We start from the raw sequence: 18,690 nt of genomic DNA, 5'->3' as shown, positions 1-18,690 counted from the left end.
CGTCTGCACAGCGGACCACAACTGCTCGTCGATGATGGCTTCATGCTGGCCGAGATGGATCAGGGTCTTGTGGCGGATCAAGCCGCGATAGACCGGGTTGGTCAGCAGATAATGCAGTTGGCCGTTTTAGAACGGAGCGATGTGTGATCCAAGCCCGGTTGCCGCCCCTACCATATGGTCGGACTTGCGCGGGCTGAGGCCCTGCTCGGCCGCAGCGATCCTCGTTGCGCCCAGACTGCCCGCGCTCAAATAGAGGGGCAAACAATCTACGCACCGTAATGGCCTCGGCTGGATTGATCTCCCGCACACGGGCTTTAAGAGGGTCACTGGGTGGATCATATCCCAGTGGCAGCGTGCCGCCCATCCACAGCCCTTTGCGCTTAGAGGCAGCGATCTTGTCGCGAATGCGCTCTGCGGTGAACTCAAGTTCGAATTGGGCAGATGAGAGCAGTACATTGAGCGTCAACCGTCCCATGGATGTTGACGTATTAAATGCCTGCGTGACCGAGACGAAGGAGCAGCCGCGACGCTCTAGCTGTTCGACCAGACGCGCGAAGTCGGCAAGCGAGCGGGTGAGCCGGTCAATCTTATAGACCCCGATCATGCCGATGCGTCCCGCGTCAACTTCGGCCAGCAGGCGCTGCAGGGCGGGGGCGCTCCATTGTGCCACCGGACAAGCCGCCGTCATCAAACCGCTCGGGGAGTAGTTTTCAACCCTGATGACGTTGGCTTGCGACGTAAGCCGCGCAGGCTTCATATTGCCCATCAAGCGAGTTGAACCCCTGCTCAAATCCCTCCTCAGTCGATTTTCGGGTGTAGATCGCGCAGCGCACGGCGAGGTTTCGGCTGGGCGGGACGACGGCGTTCATGCGGCCGCTCCGAGCTTCGGTCGCACGCTGGGGGATTTGCTGACCGCCGTGGTTTTATTCACGCCGAAGAACCGCGGTCCCGACCAATGTGCGCCCGTGATTTCCTTGGCAATGGCGGACAGCGAAGCAAAAGTCTTGCCGTTCCAGAGATAGCCCCCCGCGATGCGTTCCACAACATGCGTGGCGCCGTTCCATTCTCGCAGGAACCGCGCACCAGCGGCCATCTTGGGCGCCGTCACACGCACTTTGCCCGTGCCGATCCGCTTCAACCGATCCATATCCGCTTTGGTCAAGCCGCCACCTGACCGCTGTTGCACTTCAAAGGACAAGAATGCATGCAATAAGGCTTGGCTCATGCCGCGAGGGGTCGGACTATCCATGATAGCGGACCAAAGGCTGACAAGCCCGTCCCGGTCCAGTTGTGCGACCGTGGCCGCGGTGTGCACAGCTTGTTTTGCTAAGTCCCTGTTTTGACGCTCCGTACTCAACCGCATTGTGACACGTTCTCCCGCTGGGTGACACCACAGGCAAAATGGGCACGCGATTAGCACCGCTTGCTTCAGCGCGGAAGTCGACGGGAAAAGTCCCACAGCCGGATGTTTGATGCCACTCATAGTAGGAGCGAAGCAGTGTGAATCAACAGTTTTTGTGTGCGACGTCTTCGCAGCAGGCGGCCGTTACGTCAGTCATAAGGAAATATTTACCCGCTTTTTGGGATGGGCATTAATCGCTGCGGACCGCTCTACTCATGCAACGGCGCGGAGCGCGTATTGATTTTCGCCGCTGGACTTGATTGCGGACCGCTACATCGTCTATCGTTGGCTTGGGCGTGACGCGGTAAAATTCTCCCGGCCGTAACACGACCTTCGGGTCGGAGTGCCATGCAGGGTTTCCGGGAAACCGGACTGGGGGGCCCTGTCGCCCTTGGAATGACGACGCTGGCAATTTGGAGTCCAGTATGCCGTACCCGCGCAAGCGGATCGCTAGCACATGAGGGGAGGTCCGGCCCTCCGTTTCACATCGCTATGAAGCTTAGGATACTTCGTCAAATCTACGCCCAACTCCTTTTGGAGATGGAAGCTGTGGCCCGCCGCGAAGCGGATAGACATGCATGCAGATCTTGTGCGGCGACCGCGCACCTGCAGCCCGGGCGCCTGATCGCTCGTGTGGTCCCAGCCGCTGACGTGGCGACCAACACCAGCAGCCGATAGCCGGCCTCTAAGTGCAGGGCTGAGCAGCAGTCGATCTAAGCGTCATCCGGCGTTTAGTGTCTCCCTGTTAATTAGTGACGCCTCTGTGACTGCCCAAAGAAAAAGGCCGGAGATGTCTCCGGCCATTCGTCGAGCAAGGCATTACGCCCTAGTGGTTTTTGCGGCTTTGGCGACCAGATTCAGCATACTGCTCCGGGGTTCCGCCTCTGGTTTCGCTGCCCGATTGCGGACCAGCAGACGGCTTTCCGCCAGAGGGTTGTCTACCAGAGTCGTTTTTGTGGCTTTGCCGACCAACTTCGGCCTGCTCTTCCGCGGTTCCAGGTCTGGTCACGTCAAAAAGCTGTCGGCCGCCAGAGCCGCCTTTAGTTTCCTGGGGATTCTTAGGCATATATTTCCTCTCCACGATCTCGCTGAAATCGACGTTTCTGCCGACCTCTTTCAATCTTTGACGCTCATAATTGTTCCAGAACCAACAGTAGTGCCTCGGAAAATATTGGTCGGGTCGGCTGAAATTTGCCAGCCAATTACCTTTCAGCCATTAGCGGCGGGTGTAATCGGGACTGTCGGTCAGTAACAACGGGTATAATTGCCGCCGAAATCACCATTCGGCCGTAGCGAGATCGCCGACTTCATAACTTCAAGCCAGAAGCGACTTATTGGAGAGTCTGTTTCACCCACACGTGGCCTGGGTCGCTGTCGTTTCTTCGAGGTCAGTACAGCCGCTTCTCAAGGACTGGCAAATCGAATAGCACGGCAAGCGCCCTCACATTGTGTCGATCGCCTTGCATGGAGACCAGCAGCGGTGGTAAGATCGTTACCATGTCGGTCCGGCCTACCGCATTCAACGTAAGTTGACAGTTAAGCAGCCACACGCACGTGTGCGGTTACTTAGGTTGCTGCCGCCAAAACTGCTCGGTGACGCCGACGATCACACCGCCAAACCGAGTTTCGACATATCCCATCTCACCCAACTGGCCGAAGGTTATGGTAGCGTCTTTAAAGGCGTTGTCTTTGGAAATCGCCACAACGAATTGGTCGGTAAATAGCTGTTGAGATCGCATAAACTCGTCATACGCCCTCATTTTGTCGAGCAGTCTGGCTGTAATTGTGATTGCAAAGTCAACCGAACCGCTCTTAATCTTTCAGGTGTGTCAGCCGAAAGCTCCTCAAACTGCACGCTGATAAGTGGAGCGACGTCTCGCAGTCGGCATATCAACCGGGTCGCGAGAATATTGCAGCAATAGGTGGTTGCGGAAACGCGAAAAATCCGTCGTGCGGTCGAAGCATAGAAGCTGACCGCCTAGGTATCGGGGTCGCTAATTTGAGAAAGGATTGTCTTGACCGGATCAGCAAGAGCGCGAGCCTTGGCGGTCAACTCGAGAGTGCGGCCGATCCGCTCGAGCAACTGATCCGAGGTGCCGGAGCCGCCCGCATTGTTGACCACAATCTCGATGGGCCTGACGAAAGCCCGCGCCTCATCGAAAAGCCGTCGCACCTCATCGTCGTTTGTCAGGTCGCCGATGACGGAGTAGGCCCGTCCGCCTTGGGCAACGATATCGTGCATGATGCCGCAAATCGGGCTACCCAACCCGATATTGATGTCGGCCATGTTGACGACTCGGGCGCAGATGACTTAGCTTGAACGGGGGGAGAACAAGCTGATGTGCCAGATCTTCGCAGGGCAAAGCCCCAGCCGTTATGAATCGGTAACTCGCCGCCTGCGACTGAATGGGCAGTCTACCAGTATCCGGCTGGAGCGGGCGTTCTGGCGCATATTGGACACAATGGCAGACAAACAAGCTCTGACTACCCCCGCCTTGTTGTCGAAGCTGCATTCAGAAGTGCTGCAACAACATGGCGAAGCACCGAACTTTACCTCGTTTCTGCGCTGTGCCTGCACCATTCATCTGGGCGAGTTCGATCAGATGCCGGATCAGGTTCAGCCAAGATTTGCAGCGGAATAGCAATAAAATTGCGCTGTAGTAGAGGGCTACTACCTACACATAAATTGGTTCAGTAACCTTACCAAAACCGAGGCGGTTGAGGAGATGTTATGGCCAAGGCGATACATTCAATGATCCGCGTGCTGCAGGAAGCCCGCTCTGTTGCATTTTATCAGACGGCTTTTGCGCTTTCGGTGGCAGATCGCTTGGATTTTCCGAGCTTCACGTTGATCTATATGTCTAACCCCGAGAGCGGGTTCGAGGTGGAGCTGACGGTCAACAAAGACCGCGTCGAGCCTTACAATCTCGGCGATGGCTATGGCCATCTTGCGGTCTCGGTGGATGATGTTGACGCCGAACATGCGCGGTTGATGGCGGCGGGTCTGGCTCCACGCAAGCTGGTAGATTTCAGGAATGGCGAAGTGCTGGTGGCGCGATTCTTCTTTATCGCGGACCCCGACGGCTACCAGATCGAAGTTTTGCAGCGCGGCGGGAGGTATCACTGACGAACTAAGGAAGATTAACGCAAGGCTGCGGGGGGAGTTCGCGGCCGATACGCACTCTAGGGAGGATGACATGAAACAAGATCAACTTAAGGGCATCACGCGGCGTGCGCTGTTGTCACGTTCCATCGCGACATGGGCGCTGGCGGTCTCCGGGGCGGGCTTTATCGCAGCACCCGATGCGGCTTGGGCGCTTGAGGTGGCGGTGATCACGCCGGAGCAGATGGCGACGCTGATGCAAATGGCGCGCGATATTTATCCGCATGACAAGGTTGGCGACCAATACTACGCCGTGGCGGTCAAAGGCTATGACGCTGCCGATAGCAAAGAGATGGTTGCCGCCGGAATTGACGAATTGAACGCGGCGGCGGTGGCGCAGGGTCATGCCTCGTATCTGGCGATTGGCTGGGAAAAGGACCGCGTAAAGGTTCTGCAGGCTATCGAGAAGGGCGTGTTCTTCCAAAAGGTGCGCGCTGGCCTGGTGACCGGGCTTTATAACCAGAAAGAGATTTGGCCGATCTTTGGCTATGAGGGTGAGTCCTTTAGCAAAGGTGGCTACATCAATCGCGGCTTCGACGACATCGCTTGGCTGTAAGGGGAGGACGAACACATGGTAGCGAAATTTGATCTGAACGACGATTCCGTGGTCGTCATCATCGGCACTGGCGCAGGCGGTGGCGTGCTGGCCAACGAACTCGCGCAAAAGGGCGTGAAGGTTGTGGCACTAGAGGCCGGCGGGCGCTATTTGCCCGAGGATTATCTGAACGACGAATGGGCGAGCTTTGGTCAGTTGGCTTGGACCGATACCCGCACCACCAGCGGTGATTGGCGGGTGGCTAAGGATTTCTCCGGCCTGCCGACATGGATCGTCAAAGCGGTGGGCGGCACCACGACGCACTGGGCAGGTGCCTCTATCCGGTTTCAAGACCATGAATGGAAGGCGCTGACCAACTACGGCAAGGTCGAGGGCGCGAACCTGCTCGACTGGCCGATTGATGGCGCCGAGATGGCACCGTGGTATGACAAGGCAGAGGAAAAGCTGGGCGTGACCCGCACCGGCAATCGCCCCGGCCTGCCCGGCAGCAACAATTACAAAGTGTTCGAGAAGGGCGCTTTGGCTATCGGTTACACGAAAGTCCACACCGGGCGGATGGCTATTCAGTCCTCTGATGAAACCGGCAACCGCGTGGCGTGCCAGCAAACCGGGTTCTGCTTTCAGGGCTGCAAATGGGGCGCGAAATGGTCCGCCGCCTACACGGATATTCCTGAAGGCGAAGCGACGGGCAATTTAGAGGTGCGCGATCACAGCCATGTCGCAAAGATTCTGCATGATGAGGCAGGCAAGGTCACGGCGGTCGAATATTTCGACAAAGACGGCAAGTTGCAGACCCAAAAGGCGCGGATCATCTGCGTCGCGGGCAATACGATTGAAAGCCCGCGGCTGCTGCTGAATTCGGCGTCGGATAAATACCCGAACGGGCTCGCCAATTCCTCCGATCAGGTCGGGCGCAACTACATGCGGCATGTCACAGGCTCGGTGTATGGCGTGTTCGACAAGCCGGTGCGGATGTGGCGCGGTACCACGATGGCTGGCATCATCCAGGATGAGGCGCATCACGCCCCGGAGCGCGGCTTTGTCGGCGGATACGAGTTGGAAACCCTCAGCCTTGGTCTGCCGTTCATGGCGGCATTCCTTGATCCCGGCGCTTGGGGGCGCGAGTTTACATCCGGCTTGGACAGCTACGAAAACATGGCGGGGCTGTGGATTGTCGGCGAGGATTTGCCGCAAGCCGACAACCGAGTCACGCTGTCGAAAGATGCCAGAGATCAGTTTGGCCTGCCCGCGCCCAATGTGAATTATTCAGATCACCCGAATGATATTGCTATGCGCAACCACGCCTATGAACGCGGTGTGGCGATGTATGAGGCGGTTGGGGCCACCCGCGCCTTCCCGACGCCGCCATATCCATCCACCCATAACCTTGGCACCAACCGGATGTCGGAAGACCCCAAATTGGGCGTGGTCAACAAATGGGGCCAGACGCATGACATCGCCAACCTGTTCATCTCGGACGGCAGCCAGTTCACCACAGGGGCCGCGGAAAACCCGACGCTGACCATCGTGGCATTGGCGATCCGTCAGGCCGATCACATTGCCAGCGAGATGGCTGCGGGCACGATCTGATACCAGCTGCGCGCGGGCTGCCTGCGCGCATTTTTTCGGACTGCGGCGAAGTCGCCGGACTTTAGCAGTGCAGCCCTGAACCCAAGTGATTTCACCTAGGTTCTTGTGCGTCTCATTTGGCTAATGGCGGGAATGCCACCCGTCATTTGTCACGCTGGATCGCAACATTTGGACAGATGACGCTGGATCGTTAGCTAAAAACCGGCAGCGCAAAGTTGGTGGTTTGTGACCTGCACGCGCGATAACAGTCAACGCGTGACATCTTCATTTTGAAGCGCTGGCAAATAATGGCAAGATTGGCATTACGCATGTCAAACAGAAAGTCGCGGGCCTAGTCCGAGCGGCCGTGTTGAATGCTGCTAGGTAGCGCCGCTTCAAAAATTGACCGTCTGCTATGGGCCGATTACGTCGAAAATCCGTGATCAACGAAAAAGGGCGGAAAGCGGTCAGATGCTGCTGGGATTGGCCTCGGCAAGCTTTATCTGGTTCAGGTTGCTTACCCACACCTAGCAACAGCCACCTTCAGACCTGTGCTGGTCACCGTACTGGAACAATGGACTTTGCGGTTGGATCAGTCGTCGTAGCCGGTCATCTCCAGATATCCCACACCGCCGTGGCTGCCCGAAATCGGACCCTCCCAATAGGGCACCGTGGTTGCCATCCAAGCATTGCGGTTTACTGCCTTAACCACAACGTCAACGCCCTTTTCCGGCAAACGCACGCGCCATTCCACCGGCAGGGCGCGATCCGCCACGCTGTGGCGCGACAGTGGCGTGGCTGTGAAGGCACCATCTGGCAGGGCTGAGGCGGTGCCATCGGCAGCGATCCAGGTTGCCGAAGTATAATCCGTGCCCCCACGCAGCACGAACCCCATCAACTTGGGTCAACGGGGCTTGCAGGAATACGTTCGGCACACCGCGATGGCCGTAATCGGTGATCCCCATCTCGGAGTCTAGCCAGGGCGAGTTGCCCGCCACAGCATCCCCGTAATACGAGCCCTGATCCATGATATTCAGCTGGATATCGCCGCCGATTTCCTTAACCGCATTCTGGATCAACACGGCATAATCGGGAATTTCCAGATATCGCTCGGTGGTCAGGGTGGCCTCGAACCCCCCCGCCATGCCCGCCGCTTCCATCAACTGCTTCGCCTGCGCGATGTCCTTGCCGCGCTGCGACACAGAAGCATCGGTCGAGGGATAAGCCGCCATGAACGGGCTATCGTTGCCGATGGCGGCCTTGCCGCGCATCAACCCGTCCACCAACACCTGACGGTCGAGTGTCAACGCAATCGCCTGCCGCACCCGCTTATCCTTGAACGGCTCCATATCGGTCCGCATATGGACTTGCTGATGTGCCGAAGACGGCGTGCTGATGATGGTGAAGCTCGGGTCGTTCAGCAGACCCACCGCTTGCAGCACTGGCAACTGCTGAATGATGTCGATGGCCCCACCTTGAAGCGCAAGGATCTGCGGTTGATAATCGTCAAAGAAGGTGATTTCGATCCGGTCCGGCAGTGCCGCTGTCGCCCAATAGTCAGCATTGCGCACAAAGGTCGCCCCAACCTTCGGCGTGAAACTGTCCAGCTTGAACGGGCCAGTGCCGATCATCGTCGCCTCGAAGTTCTCGGGGAGTTCCGCTGGGATGATGACCGCGTTGTAGTTGTCAGTCGAAACCGCATAGGGAAAGTTGCCGTTCGCGGCATCGAGATGAAACTCGACGGTATAATCATCGACCTTACGCGTGCCGCCTTTGGACAAAAGCCCAGTGAACACTGACAGCGCGTTCGATCCATTGGCCGGGTCCGCCAGCCGATCAAAAGTCGCCACCACGTCATCCGCCGTCATGGCTTTGCCGTTGTGGAACTTGACGTTCTGCCGCAGCTTGAACGTCCAGACCGTGCCATCGGCATTAGGTGCCCAGCTTTCCGCCAGCAGCGGCTGCGCCGACAGGTCAGGGGCCGAGAATACCAGCGTTTCTGCGAATTGCGACACGACCGTGACGCCACCGCTGTCGGCAATCGTCACCGGATTGATCGCGCCCGCCGGAACGATCACGCCAAATCGGATGGTGCCACCCGACGTCTGCGCCAAGACCGGAGCCGCCGTCACTCCAAAGCCGACAGCCGACCCAATCCCGCCCAACAGCGGTGCCGACAAACCCAAAACCGAGCCATAGCGCAGGAACTCCCGCCGATCTATCGCGCCACGCACTACGCCGTCGATCAGGTGGTTTTCATGTGGGGTGCGACCACGGCGCAGGATGTCCAAAAGCCTGTAATTGATTGTCATGCAAGTCTCTCCTGTTGGCTGGGGTCCGCCACTTGCTGTGGCTTTAGGTTGGTCACTAAGGGCGTCGTCAGTTTAATGGCTCAGAAAAGCTCGCTCAACGGCAACAGGCCGCGTACCAGAATGGGTCAGCGCGGCCTTTGTTCGGGAAATCAGGTGGGCGGCGCAGCGGCGTCTTGGCCACTTCGACATTCAGATATGCCAGCTTCCGTTCGTCCCTGAACGGGGCATGTCTCATCCGGCAGCCCCGGCCAACGCGTCGCTCATCCGGCGGCTGTAATAGCGGTAAAAGTCGAGCGCCGGTCCTTCAAAATCGGCAGGCGCAAGCGGCCCGCGCGAATAGTGCCGCGATTTCAGGCCGCGCACCATGTTGGCAAGCACCACCTTATCCTCGGCCATATACTGATGAAACAGGTCTACCGCGAAATCGACATCCTTCTGCTCCCAAGTCGGGCCGTAGAACATCAGCCCCATCCTGACCCGGACCTTGTCCACCGATTCCGGCTGCACGCAGATGAAACTCGAATAGTCGCCGCTGCATCCCGATACGAGGCCGGGAGGCACCGCCATCATAACGCAGTTCATCGCTTCGGCATCGGTCAAGTCGGGGTGGCCCTTGTAACTGCGCGGCAAGTCGGGCGAAAATCCGGCGTTATAGGCGAAATACGCCTCTCCAGCCGGGATATGGCTGCACAGCTTAGTCGGGTTCATCGGTGCCAGCGTCGTCTTGTGCAGCGGCGACAGGTGATACGCCTCCATGAAATTCTCGATGAAAGATTTCCAGTTCGACGGCCAGACTTCCTCGATCACATAGCGCGTGGTCATCTGTTCCATATGATAGTTCTTGATCAGCGCATCGAGCCCCTGCAGCCTCGGCCCAAGCGCTGGTGGATTGTCGGACAGGTTGGTGAAGATGAAGCCATGCCATTCCTCGCAGGCAAATTCTGGCAGACGGCAGGATTTGGCATCGAAGGTCGGATGCGTTGTCATTTTTGGAGCGGCGGCGAGTTGCCCGCTTCGGTCGTAAGACCAATGGTGATACGGGCAAACCAGCCGCCCGGTATGGCCGGAGCCTTCCGCGATGATGGCACCCCGATGGCGGCAGACATTCGACAGGACGCGGATTTTGTTGTCGTCGCCCCGGATCACCACCACAGGCTCATCACAAAGCTGAAAGGTCAGGTAGTCGCCGGGGTTGGGCAGTTCATCCGCCCGCCCAATGCATACCCATTCGCGCCCAAACAGCCGCTCGCGCTCCAACGCCAAGACAGCCGGGTCGGTGTAATAAGCGGTGGGCATGGACCAAGCTTCGTCATAGCCCAGCTTTTCGCTGTCCTTCAAAGCCTCACCAAGATGCGCGAAAGAGTCATGTGCCATTTATATCCCCTAAGCCGCGCGGCCGTAAAAGCCGACCTGTTCTTCGCGTGAGAACCGCACGCCGGGGCGATCATAGTAAGAGAACACCGCGATAAAGCGTGAATTGGGCCCTTGGCACTTGGTCACTTTATGCAAGGTATTCTTGCCTTTGAACACGTTCAGCGTCCCGGCTTTCAGCACATAGGACTTCACCTGATTGTCGCGACCCTCAAGCACCTGCGCCACGCCATCATAGTTGGGATCGGTGTCGCTGCGCAGATCGGTGCGATACAGAAACTCGCCGCCGCCCGAAGGCTCCTGCAACAGCAGCGTGGTGGTGAATTCGGACCGGTCGAAATGCCAGTTCAGCGCCTCTCCGTCACCGTAACGCATGATATTCATCCGGGCGAGCGGATCGGACATCGTGAACAACGTCTCTTTGTCCATTGTCGCCGCCAGAAACACCGCCATCTGCGGCCAGCTATAGACCCAATCCACCACGGTCTGCTCCAACTGGTCGCCACAGACGGTATGATTGATCGTGTCCACGGCCTTCAGGGCCGGGTGATCGGGATCAAGCCCCGGCACATCCTTGCGGAAATAGATATTGTGGTTGCGCTTATGCAGGAACGACAGACGCTCCATGATCGGATTGACCTGCTCCATCACCTTGGTGACAGCCTCAGGGCGCAGCAGTCCTTCCAGATTGAACATGCCTTCGCGGGCCAGTGAGGCTTTGCGATCAGCCACCAGTTCAAGCCAAGCCGCCGAGCCGGGCTTGTCGAGAGGGTAGCGGTCCAGATCAAGAATATCGCGCATTGCAGTGTCCTCCATCAGCAAGGAAAAGATACGCAACCCCGGCGGGGCGGCGCAACTAAGCTAAAACTAACTCTGGCCAAGAAAATCTGAGCCAGCAGTCGGGTTTCAAAAATCCGTCGGCTGTCCACCCTCGGCCAATCGACGGTAAAAGAACGCATCCAGATCGGCAGCCTGTGCCGGGTCCATCCAAGGTGCGCGGTACTCGGCCAACGCGGCTTTCCACAGCGCATTGGCTTTTTCCGGCACCTGAGGCGACCCCGCCTCAACCCATTGGTTATAATTTCGCCAATCGGAGATCAGCGGCTGATAAAACTCGGTCGCATAGCGCGACAGCGTATGCTGCGCGCCAAAGAAGTGCCCGCCCGGCCCGACTTCAAGCATCGCGTCCAGCCCCATGCTGTCCTCATCGACCACGATGGGCTTCAGGAACTCCGCCACCATCTGCAGCAACTCGACGTCCAGCGCGAACTTCTCGAACGAGGCAACCAGCCCGCCTTCCAGCCATCCCGCCGCATGAACGATCAGATTGCCACCGCCCATGATCGCCGCCCACAGCGAAAACACCGTCTCATAAGCTGCCTGCGCGTCCAGCGCGTTGGCGGCATTGGCACTAGACGTGCGGTAGGGCAGCCCGTACCGCCGCGCGAGTTGACCCCCCGCGATGGTCGCTTTCATATATTCCGGCGTACCAAACGCAGGCGCGCCCGATTTCATATCGACGTTCGAGGTAAAGCTGCCATAGACGAACGGCGCACCGGGTCGAGTCAGTTGTGACAGCGCAAGGCAGCCAAGCACCTCGGCATTCTGCTGCACCAGCGCGCCCGCCAAAGTGATCGGTGCCATAGCCCCGGCCAAGGTGAACGGTGTGGCCACGCAGATCTGGTTCATCCGCGCCATTTCAATAATGCCAATCGACATCGGACTGTCGAGCTTAAGCGGCGAATTGGTGTTGATCACGGTATAGGCCGACGGCTGTTCCAGCATCTCTTGATGCGAAACACCCCGCGCGAGGCGCACCATCTCAAGACTGTCCATCAACACCGGACGCGTGGTCGAATAGATGAAGGGCACCTTGTCCGAGTAACGCAGCTTGTTGTGCATCACATGCAGTTGACGCACCGAAACCGGATAATCCATCGCATCGACGCAACCATCGCCGGAGGTATGAATGCAGTTGAAAAACTGGCTTAGCTTCAGAAAATTGGCGTTGTCCTCAAGGTTGCCTGACCGCCTGCCACGGTCCAGATCCGAGCAGTTTGGCGGCCCGCCAACCGGACCGAAAATCAGCCAATCCCCACCAAACTGCACGTTGCGGGCCGGATTGCGGGCGTGGAAAGTAAACTCCGACGGCGGGGTTTTCATCGCCGCTTCAACAATGTCCCGCCCGATCCGCACGCGGTCGTCGCTGACCAGAGCCCCCGCGTTTTGCAGGATGTCGCGGGCTTCCGGCAAAAGCACATCCATGCCGATATCCTGCAAGACTTGCAGCGACTTCAGATGGATCGCTTCCACATGATCGTCTGACAGAATGCGCGTCGGCGCGATCTGCCGTTTGGGCTGCGACCACTCCGATTGTTGAATTGCCGCCACCCCGGCGATTTTGCGACGGCCATGCCGCTCTACGCTCATCTGACGCTTCCGGTGTTACTGTCGCATAGGCGCATGAAAACCTCCTAAATGAAGCCCCGATGCTCATGAAATGCGCAACCTTTGGCAACTTGGCTAAATCTTAGCCTGCAATAGTTAATCTGAGGGTCAAAATGCTTGCACGGTTCCGCATTCACCCACATGCATGAAACCAAGCCCCCTTAGAAAAACTTAGGCCGCCGCCATGCCGCTAAAGCTGCCCCCGCTAAATGCCCTGCGCGCATTCGAGGCCGCCGCCCGCACCGGCAGCTATGTCGCCGCCGCCGAGGAGCTCGGCGTATCAGGTGCTGCGATCAGCCAGCATATCCGCAAGCTCGAAGAATTCATGGGCAAGGAAATGTTCGTGCGGATGAACAACCGGGTGGTCCTGACCGATGCTGGCCAATCCATGTTTGCGGGAACGGCTGATGCGTTGCAGATCATCTCTGACGTGACGGGCGAATTGATGCTGGATCATTCCCGGTCACAACTCGTGATCAGCACTATTGAATCGGTCGCAGAGAAGTGGCTGCTGCCACGGCTGGCAGGATACGCCCATATCAATCCAGAGTTCCGCTTCGATCTTCGCGTCGAACCCGATCCCGTCGATTTTGCCCGCCACAACATCGACCTGCGTTTGGGCTACGGGTCGGGTCAGTATCCTGATCAGCAGGTCATTCTTATCGCACGCGACACCGTCCAACCGATGTGCAGCCCGTCCTATTTGGCGCGCAACCCGTCTGTGCGCGATCAGGGCATGTTGGCCGTGCCTGCGACCGATCTCTTGCATACGAGTTGGGGCGTTGCGTTTGGCTCAAACCCGACATGGCGCAGCTGGTATGTGAAAGCCGGAATGAAACCGCCAAGCGACACCGGCGGGATTCAGGTCGGCCGCTCCGGCCTCGCCGTCGACATGGCACGAGGGGGTCTGGGGGTCGCGCTGGCCCAACGCATGCTCGCCGCCTCGGACGTAACCTCGGGCCTACTGGTTCCGCTCTCCGACGTCACGCTGGATCTGGGCCATCCGTACTTTCTGGCGCACCCACACAGCAAGGCGCGTAAACGCTCGCTGCTTGCGGTCATCGCTTGGATCACCAAAGCATCGATCGACTAATCGCCTGCCGCCGCGGGCAACGCAAGAAATCATAGCGCGCTTGCAGGGATTGCCGACGGCCCGTCCACCGGACCTTACTGATTGTCTTTGGGCGGCGCCTCGACGTTTGTTGTGTTTCTCTGCATCGACAATGGAAGGATCGGTGGTAAGGAACAGATGAGCTGCATTTTGTCGAAGTCTTTTGCGAACCATCGTTTCCATAGCCGTAAACTCGCCGAAGCCGATCATGCCCGCATAGGAAAGTTTCTGTGGCCGTATGGATTTATTTGAAAGCCGCAGCGCCATCAGCACATTTCTGTTCGCAAAAAGCCCTGTTGAGGCGGTGGACTTGGCCTTTGTGTTTTGCAGTCCAACCCTTAGCAGCATTGTTCCGGCCATCGCGCTTTACCACGCAGGAATGACCCCGCGACTTTTGATTACAGGCGCAGGCACAGCCATTGACGGTTCACCAGAGTGGTCGCTTTACCGTGCGCACGCGGTTGCGGCAGGCGTGCCAGCATCTGCGATACTTGTCGAAAAAACCGCGCGTAATTCCTTCGAAAACGCCGCATTTGGTGCGGCAATGATCGAAAAAGAACTTGGCTGGCGGAGCGTGCGGAGCATTGCCGTATGTGCCAAGCCGTTTCACATGCGCCGCGCGATCATGACGCTTCGTCAACATATCCCAGCCGAGGTGCGGTTGGTCGCCCAGCCACCGAGCGATCCGGGCGATCTAGCCGCCGACACCTGGTGGCAGACCCCGGAGGGGCGAAGACGGATTTTCGCCGAACTGGGCAAAATCAGCGCATACGCACTGAAAGGGGATTTGAGTGATGTCTGAGCAAAAGCGGCTGCATTTGGTCGGCATCGGCGGCAGCGGCATGTTGCCCTTGGCGCTTTTGCTCAATCAAGCGGGTCATAAAGTAACGGGCAGCGACAGTTTGTGTCCACCCGAACGTCTCGCTCTTTTGGCGGCTTCTGGTATCGCCACCCATTCAGACCCGGATGCTGCCCATGTCGAAGCGACAGATTGTGTCGTCGTGAGCCCGGCAATCCCTCAGACACATATCGAACGCCGTGCCGCACGTCGTGCGGGCGTGCCTCTTCGCGTGCGTGCCGAGGTCTTGGCTGAACTGATTGCCGATCGGCCAAAGGTTTGTGTGGCGGGCAGTCACGGGAAATCGACAACAACGGCGATGCTCATCCATCTCTTGAACGCAGCGGGACGCCGGGATTTCGGCTATATGCTGGGCGGCGCCTTTACCTCGGGCGATATTGCCCCTGCGCGTCTTGGCGAGATCGCTGCACCCTTTGTGACCGAGTCCTGCGAGGCGTATGGCGCTTTGGCTCATTGGCGGCCCGATTATGCCATATTGACCAATGTGGATGACGATCACGCCGATCATTATGGTGGCTTGCCTGGACTGAAACAGGCGTTCGCCGCTTTCGCATCCCGCCTGCCCTCAGGGGCTAGGCTGGTGGCCTGTGGCGATGATCCGGCGATCCGAATGATTTTGACCGAGACGGGTTGCGACGCGCTCACCTACGGCTTTGGCGAGGCAAACAGACTACGCGCGGCTCCGCACGGTCAGGGGCATAGCACGATCTTTTTGAATGGCGCAGAACTCGGTGTTCTGACGCTCACAGTTGCGGGACGCCACAATCTGCTCAATGCTCTGGCGGCTTTGGGAATGGCGCTAAAATTGGGGGTAGATTTCAACACGGCGGCAAAAGCCTTAACCACGTTTCCCGGCATCGCGCGGCGGCTGCAACGCGTCTCAACCAATAGCCAGATCCACCTCATTGATGATTTCGCGCATCATCCGGCAGAGATTTCGGCTTCGATTGCCGCCGTGCGGGGCACCACCGCCGGACGCGTGATCACGGTCCTAGAACCCCAGTTACATAGCCGCGTGATCCAGATGGCCGCCGCATTTGCGCAAGCTCTGTCGGCGGCCGACTATAGCTTTATCCTGCCGCTGGCCGCACTTGGCGAGACAGCGTATGGGCAAGACGGCAATATCGCCTTACGCGAAGCCTGTCTTGCGCAGAGACTTTCTTGCCAGCATGTTTCCGACCGGTCCGATTTATGGGCGCAGTTGCAAAAGGTTCGCCAAGCGGGCGACACCATTCTTGTTATGGCAGGCTCCAGCGGCGCGGGCATCGCCCCGTGGCTGGCCGATGCACTTTGTTGCCCGCTCCCGCCTCTTAACGCACCCAGCCTCGTGATGGGAAAGCAGCACCCGGTTCCGCCTGACTTACTGGAAGTTATTACCAGACGAGCTTTGACAGATCCCACGGCCCCTGCGGCGGAAATGGGACACCGCAGCCTGAGCTATGCCGATCTTCTACGCCGCGCCCAAGATCTCTCAGCAGTTCTTGTCGCCGCCGACGTAAAAGCGGGCGATAGTGTGGGTGTTTGTCTGGGGCGTAGTGTTGACCGTGTCACCTCGTTTCTCGCCATTTTAAGGATAGGCGGGGTTTTTGTACCGCTTGATCCGGCCCTACCCGAGGAACGTCTGCGCTTTATGTTGCAAACCGCCGGCGCGCGCCGGGTGATCGTCAATGCCGCAAGCCCGGCGCTGCCCGATATGGGGCTTGGCTTTATAAATTGTGGCCTTTTGCCCGAGCGTGAGGCGGCCCGCCATATTGAGGTCCACCCGCCGCCCGCCTGTGCCAACAGCCTCGCCTACATGATCTTCACGTCGGGCACCACGGGACAGCCGAAAGCGGTCGAAATCTCGCGTGGGGCGATGGTTAACTATGCCCTTGCGGCGCTTGATCAGTTTGGGATCAATTCTCAGTCGCGCGTATCGCAAATCAACGGCTTTGGCTTTGATACCTCGGTGGGGGATATGGTGATGTCGCTGGTCGCCGGCGCTTGCCTTGTCTATCCTACCGATGTGATGGCTGTGCCCGGCCCTCCCCTCGGCCGCTTTATCGCGCAGGCCCGACTGACGCATGTTTCCTGTACCCCGTCGGCGCTGACCATTATCCCGCAGGCAGATTATCCGGCCTTGACCCATGTGATTGTCGCAGGCGAGGCTTGTGCGCCGGCGCTGGTCGAGCGCTGGGGCCACACACGTTGTTTCATCAACGCCTATGGCCCGACAGAGGCCACGATTGAGGCGCTGTTCGCGGTCTGCACTCCGGGCGAACCTGTCACCATCGGCAAGCCGATCCGCAATATGGGTGCCTGCGTGATGGATGAAAGCCTGGGCTTGGTGGCCCCCGGGCAGGAAGGCGAGCTTTGTCTTTTCGGCATCGGTCTCGCCAAAGCCTACCGCGACCAACGCGAGCTGACCGTCGCGCGCTTTCCCATGGTGCAGCTTCCCGGTCTGGGCACAGTTCGCATCTATCGCACCGGTGATCGGGTCAAATGTCGTCCGGATGGTCAGTTTGTTTATCTTGGGCGCATGGACAGCCAGCTGAAATTAAAAGGCTATCGGATCGAACCCGGCGAAGTTGAGGCCGCTATATGTGACCTGCATGGCGTGATCGACGCGGTGGTATCACAGCTTTCCTCTGATCATGCCCCGGATCGTTTGATCGCGCATCTGGTCATGGCACCGGGGATGGCCGCGCCAGATCCCGCAATACTGCGCGAACGGCTGCTGCAACGCCTGCCGTCGTACATGGTGCCTCAGCTGTTCCTCCCAATCCCAGAGATCCCTCGCAATGCCAATGGCAAACGTGACCGCACCGCCTTGCCGCTGCCGCCGTCTTTGACCAAACCGACAAAGCCGCGCACGGTTGGTACGCCGACCGAGGCGAAGATCATGCTGCTCATCGACGACCTGATCGGGGCCAATGTTGTCAGCGGCATTCGCGATAGCTTGGGCGACTGCGGAGTCGACTCATTGGCGATGGCAAACCTGCTTTTTGCGATCGAAGACGCCTTTGCGATGACGATTGATACCGGATTCGAGGCGGGCCTTGATAACGTCGAGGCATTGGCCTTGCTGGTGGACGCGCAGCGACACATGCCGCAGGTCTTGCCCTCGGCAGAGCTAAAAGATGCGCTGGCGACCAAAATAGTACCTTATCTTGCAACTTGGCCGGGTCAGGCTAGCGGCAAGTCTGGATTACTCAGACGCATTGCTGTCGGACCAGAGCACCTCCGCAAGCTATTCTGGTGTTTCCAAGCGGGCAACGAATTGTCGGCGCTAAGCGCGGCTATGCAAGGGCAGGCATCGGTGTTTGGCCTCCGCTCGGGCCATCTCGCCGTTGAATACACCTCCGACAACCTTGCGGCGCTTGGACGGCTTTATGCCGAGGAAATCAGCGCCGTAGCCCCGACCGGCGTCTTATATCTTGGAGGAAATTGCCAAGGAGGTCTGGTGATCCGCGAGGCGGGATTGGAATTGATGCGTCAAGGACGTGAGATCGCTTTAACCATCTTCATGGAACAGGGGCGGTTCTTCCATTATCCCGCACCAACGCTGCTGATTTTTGGGGCAAGCAGTTATCTCAATCCCTATGGCCAGATGGGTGCTCCAGATCAACTGTTCCGAACGGCCTATCCGGCGGGCCATCAGGTCGAAATCATCTCTGGATCGCATGGGCATTATTTCTCTCCGCAGAATGTGATTGTCCTAGCGGCTGCTCTCTTGCGGCATATGTCAGGACATGGCGGCAGTAACGAAGGTTTCACAGATAAAGATTTTGCTGCGGCACCGTCGCAGCAGACAAGAAACATTCTAGAAGCTGTCTGACTTGGCGATAAAAAGCATAAAGGGTTTGTTCGGGCGCGCGATCCAAACACAGAAAAATCCGCAATCCCGCGCGCAAAAGTTG

15 protein-coding genes and 2 pseudogenes are annotated in these 18,690 nt (G+C 58.3%); 7 read left to right on the top strand and 10 right to left on the bottom strand.

Annotated elements, in window-relative coordinates; translation table 11 throughout:
* The 5 genes and pseudogenes from JWS10_RS09270 to JWS10_RS09250 all read right to left on the bottom strand — a co-directional run.
* On the bottom strand, nt 1-81 hold an 81-nt coding region (locus JWS10_RS09270), incomplete at its 3' end, for a hypothetical protein (protein WP_299506632.1).
* A 253-nt stretch (nt 82-334) separates the two neighbouring features.
* Nucleotides 335-869: pseudogene (locus JWS10_RS09265) on the bottom strand (recombinase family protein); the annotation flags it as partial.
* Nucleotides 866-1,363: a DUF2924 domain-containing protein gene (locus tag JWS10_RS09260; RefSeq protein ID WP_299506630.1), complete on the bottom strand. Its 498-nt coding sequence runs from the start codon at nt 1,361-1,363 to the stop codon at nt 866-868. The pseudogene JWS10_RS09265 and the gene JWS10_RS09260, both read right to left, overlap by 4 nt.
* Nucleotides 1,364-2,964: 1,601 nt before the next feature.
* Nucleotides 2,965-3,141: a hypothetical protein gene (locus JWS10_RS09255; protein ID WP_299506628.1), complete on the bottom strand. Its 177-nt coding sequence runs from the start codon at nt 3,139-3,141 to the stop codon at nt 2,965-2,967.
* Nucleotides 3,142-3,380: 239 nt separating this feature from the next.
* Nucleotides 3,381-3,689 carry a hypothetical protein gene (locus JWS10_RS09250; protein ID WP_299506627.1) on the bottom strand — a complete coding sequence of 103 codons (309 nt, stop codon included), beginning with the start codon at nt 3,687-3,689 and terminating at the stop codon, nt 3,381-3,383.
* Nucleotides 3,690-3,741: 52 nt separating this feature from the next.
* Between JWS10_RS09250 and JWS10_RS09245 the strand changes: the two genes are divergently transcribed.
* From JWS10_RS09245 to JWS10_RS09230, 4 genes are all read left to right on the top strand, one after another.
* A complete protein-coding gene (locus JWS10_RS09245; RefSeq protein ID WP_299506624.1) occupies nt 3,742-4,044 on the top strand; it encodes a ribbon-helix-helix domain-containing protein in 303 nt (100 codons plus the stop codon).
* A gap of 89 nt (nt 4,045-4,133) precedes the next feature.
* Nucleotides 4,134-4,529, top strand: coding sequence for a VOC family protein (locus tag JWS10_RS09240; RefSeq protein WP_299506622.1), 396 nt, complete (start codon nt 4,134-4,136; stop codon nt 4,527-4,529).
* Nucleotides 4,530-4,599: 70 nt separating this feature from the next.
* The gene (locus JWS10_RS09235; protein ID WP_299506620.1) at nt 4,600-5,121 is read left to right on the top strand and encodes a Twin-arginine translocation pathway signal; all 522 of its coding nucleotides are present in this window, start codon (nt 4,600-4,602) and stop codon (nt 5,119-5,121) included.
* A gap of 15 nt (nt 5,122-5,136) precedes the next feature.
* Complete coding sequence (locus JWS10_RS09230) at nt 5,137-6,711, top strand: GMC family oxidoreductase (protein WP_299506618.1); 1,575 nt, start codon at nt 5,137-5,139, stop codon at nt 6,709-6,711.
* A gap of 571 nt (nt 6,712-7,282) precedes the next feature.
* On the opposite strand, the gene JWS10_RS09225 is transcribed toward JWS10_RS09230, so the two are convergent.
* From JWS10_RS09225 to JWS10_RS09205, 5 genes and pseudogenes are all read right to left on the bottom strand, one after another.
* A complete protein-coding gene (locus JWS10_RS09225) occupies nt 7,283-7,585 on the bottom strand; it encodes a lipocalin family protein (RefSeq protein ID WP_299506616.1) in 303 nt (100 codons plus the stop codon).
* A gap of 106 nt (nt 7,586-7,691) precedes the next feature.
* Nucleotides 7,692-9,002, bottom strand: a pseudogene (locus tag JWS10_RS09220) (ABC transporter substrate-binding protein); the annotation flags it as partial.
* A gap of 231 nt (nt 9,003-9,233) precedes the next feature.
* Nucleotides 9,234-10,376, bottom strand: a complete 1,143-nt coding sequence (locus tag JWS10_RS09215; RefSeq protein WP_299506614.1) for an aromatic ring-hydroxylating dioxygenase subunit alpha — start codon at nt 10,374-10,376, stop codon at nt 9,234-9,236.
* Between the two features lie 9 nt (nt 10,377-10,385).
* Nucleotides 10,386-11,174, bottom strand: coding sequence for a 2OG-Fe(II) oxygenase (locus JWS10_RS09210; RefSeq protein ID WP_299506612.1), 789 nt, complete (start codon nt 11,172-11,174; stop codon nt 10,386-10,388).
* Nucleotides 11,175-11,279: 105 nt separating this feature from the next.
* Nucleotides 11,280-12,803, bottom strand: coding sequence for a trimethylamine methyltransferase family protein (locus JWS10_RS09205; protein ID WP_299506610.1), 1,524 nt, complete (start codon nt 12,801-12,803; stop codon nt 11,280-11,282).
* Nucleotides 12,804-13,005: 202 nt separating this feature from the next.
* Here JWS10_RS09205 and JWS10_RS09200 point away from each other — a divergent pair, with 202 nt between their 5' ends.
* The 3 genes from JWS10_RS09200 (at nt 13,006) to JWS10_RS09190 (ending at nt 18,608) form a co-directional block, all read left to right on the top strand.
* The gene (locus tag JWS10_RS09200) at nt 13,006-13,914 is read left to right on the top strand and encodes a LysR substrate-binding domain-containing protein (RefSeq protein ID WP_299506608.1); all 909 of its coding nucleotides are present in this window, start codon (nt 13,006-13,008) and stop codon (nt 13,912-13,914) included.
* A gap of 256 nt (nt 13,915-14,170) precedes the next feature.
* Nucleotides 14,171-14,734 (top strand): YdcF family protein, encoded by a 564-nt coding sequence (locus JWS10_RS09195; RefSeq protein ID WP_299506607.1) that lies wholly within the window; start codon nt 14,171-14,173, stop codon nt 14,732-14,734.
* Nucleotides 14,727-18,608 (top strand): amino acid adenylation domain-containing protein, encoded by a 3,882-nt coding sequence (locus JWS10_RS09190; protein ID WP_299506605.1) that lies wholly within the window; start codon nt 14,727-14,729, stop codon nt 18,606-18,608. Before JWS10_RS09195 ends, JWS10_RS09190 begins: the two co-directional genes overlap by 8 nt.
* Nucleotides 18,609-18,690 lie beyond the last annotated feature (82 nt).

The sequence above is a fragment of the Cypionkella sp. genome (genome assembly GCF_028290025.1).
In the GTDB taxonomy this organism is placed as follows: Bacteria; Pseudomonadota; Alphaproteobacteria; order Rhodobacterales; family Rhodobacteraceae; genus Cypionkella.
Note: the sequence above shows the minus strand (reverse complement) of the source record. Positions and strands in the feature narration are given on the sequence as shown.

Coding starts and splice junctions, on each gene's coding strand:
- JWS10_RS09260 (WP_299506630.1), bottom strand. CDS start 1,363: ATGCGGTTGAGTACGGAGCGTCAAAACAGGGACTTAGCAAAACAAGCT.
- JWS10_RS09255 (WP_299506628.1), bottom strand. CDS start 3,141: ATGCGATCTCAACAGCTATTTACCGACCAATTCGTTGTGGCGATTTCC.
- JWS10_RS09250 (WP_299506627.1), bottom strand. CDS start 3,689: ATGGCCGACATCAATATCGGGTTGGGTAGCCCGATTTGCGGCATCATG.
- JWS10_RS09245 (WP_299506624.1), top strand. CDS start 3,742: ATGTGCCAGATCTTCGCAGGGCAAAGCCCCAGCCGTTATGAATCGGTA.
- JWS10_RS09240 (WP_299506622.1), top strand. CDS start 4,134: ATGGCCAAGGCGATACATTCAATGATCCGCGTGCTGCAGGAAGCCCGC.
- JWS10_RS09235 (WP_299506620.1), top strand. CDS start 4,600: ATGAAACAAGATCAACTTAAGGGCATCACGCGGCGTGCGCTGTTGTCA.
- JWS10_RS09230 (WP_299506618.1), top strand. CDS start 5,137: ATGGTAGCGAAATTTGATCTGAACGACGATTCCGTGGTCGTCATCATC.
- JWS10_RS09225 (WP_299506616.1), bottom strand. CDS start 7,585: ATGGGGTTCGTGCTGCGTGGGGGCACGGATTATACTTCGGCAACCTGG.
- JWS10_RS09215 (WP_299506614.1), bottom strand. CDS start 10,376: ATGGCACATGACTCTTTCGCGCATCTTGGTGAGGCTTTGAAGGACAGC.
- JWS10_RS09210 (WP_299506612.1), bottom strand. CDS start 11,174: ATGCGCGATATTCTTGATCTGGACCGCTACCCTCTCGACAAGCCCGGC.
- JWS10_RS09205 (WP_299506610.1), bottom strand. CDS start 12,803: ATGAGCGTAGAGCGGCATGGCCGTCGCAAAATCGCCGGGGTGGCGGCA.
- JWS10_RS09200 (WP_299506608.1), top strand. CDS start 13,006: ATGCCGCTAAAGCTGCCCCCGCTAAATGCCCTGCGCGCATTCGAGGCC.
- JWS10_RS09195 (WP_299506607.1), top strand. CDS start 14,171: ATGGATTTATTTGAAAGCCGCAGCGCCATCAGCACATTTCTGTTCGCA.
- JWS10_RS09190 (WP_299506605.1), top strand. CDS start 14,727: ATGTCTGAGCAAAAGCGGCTGCATTTGGTCGGCATCGGCGGCAGCGGC.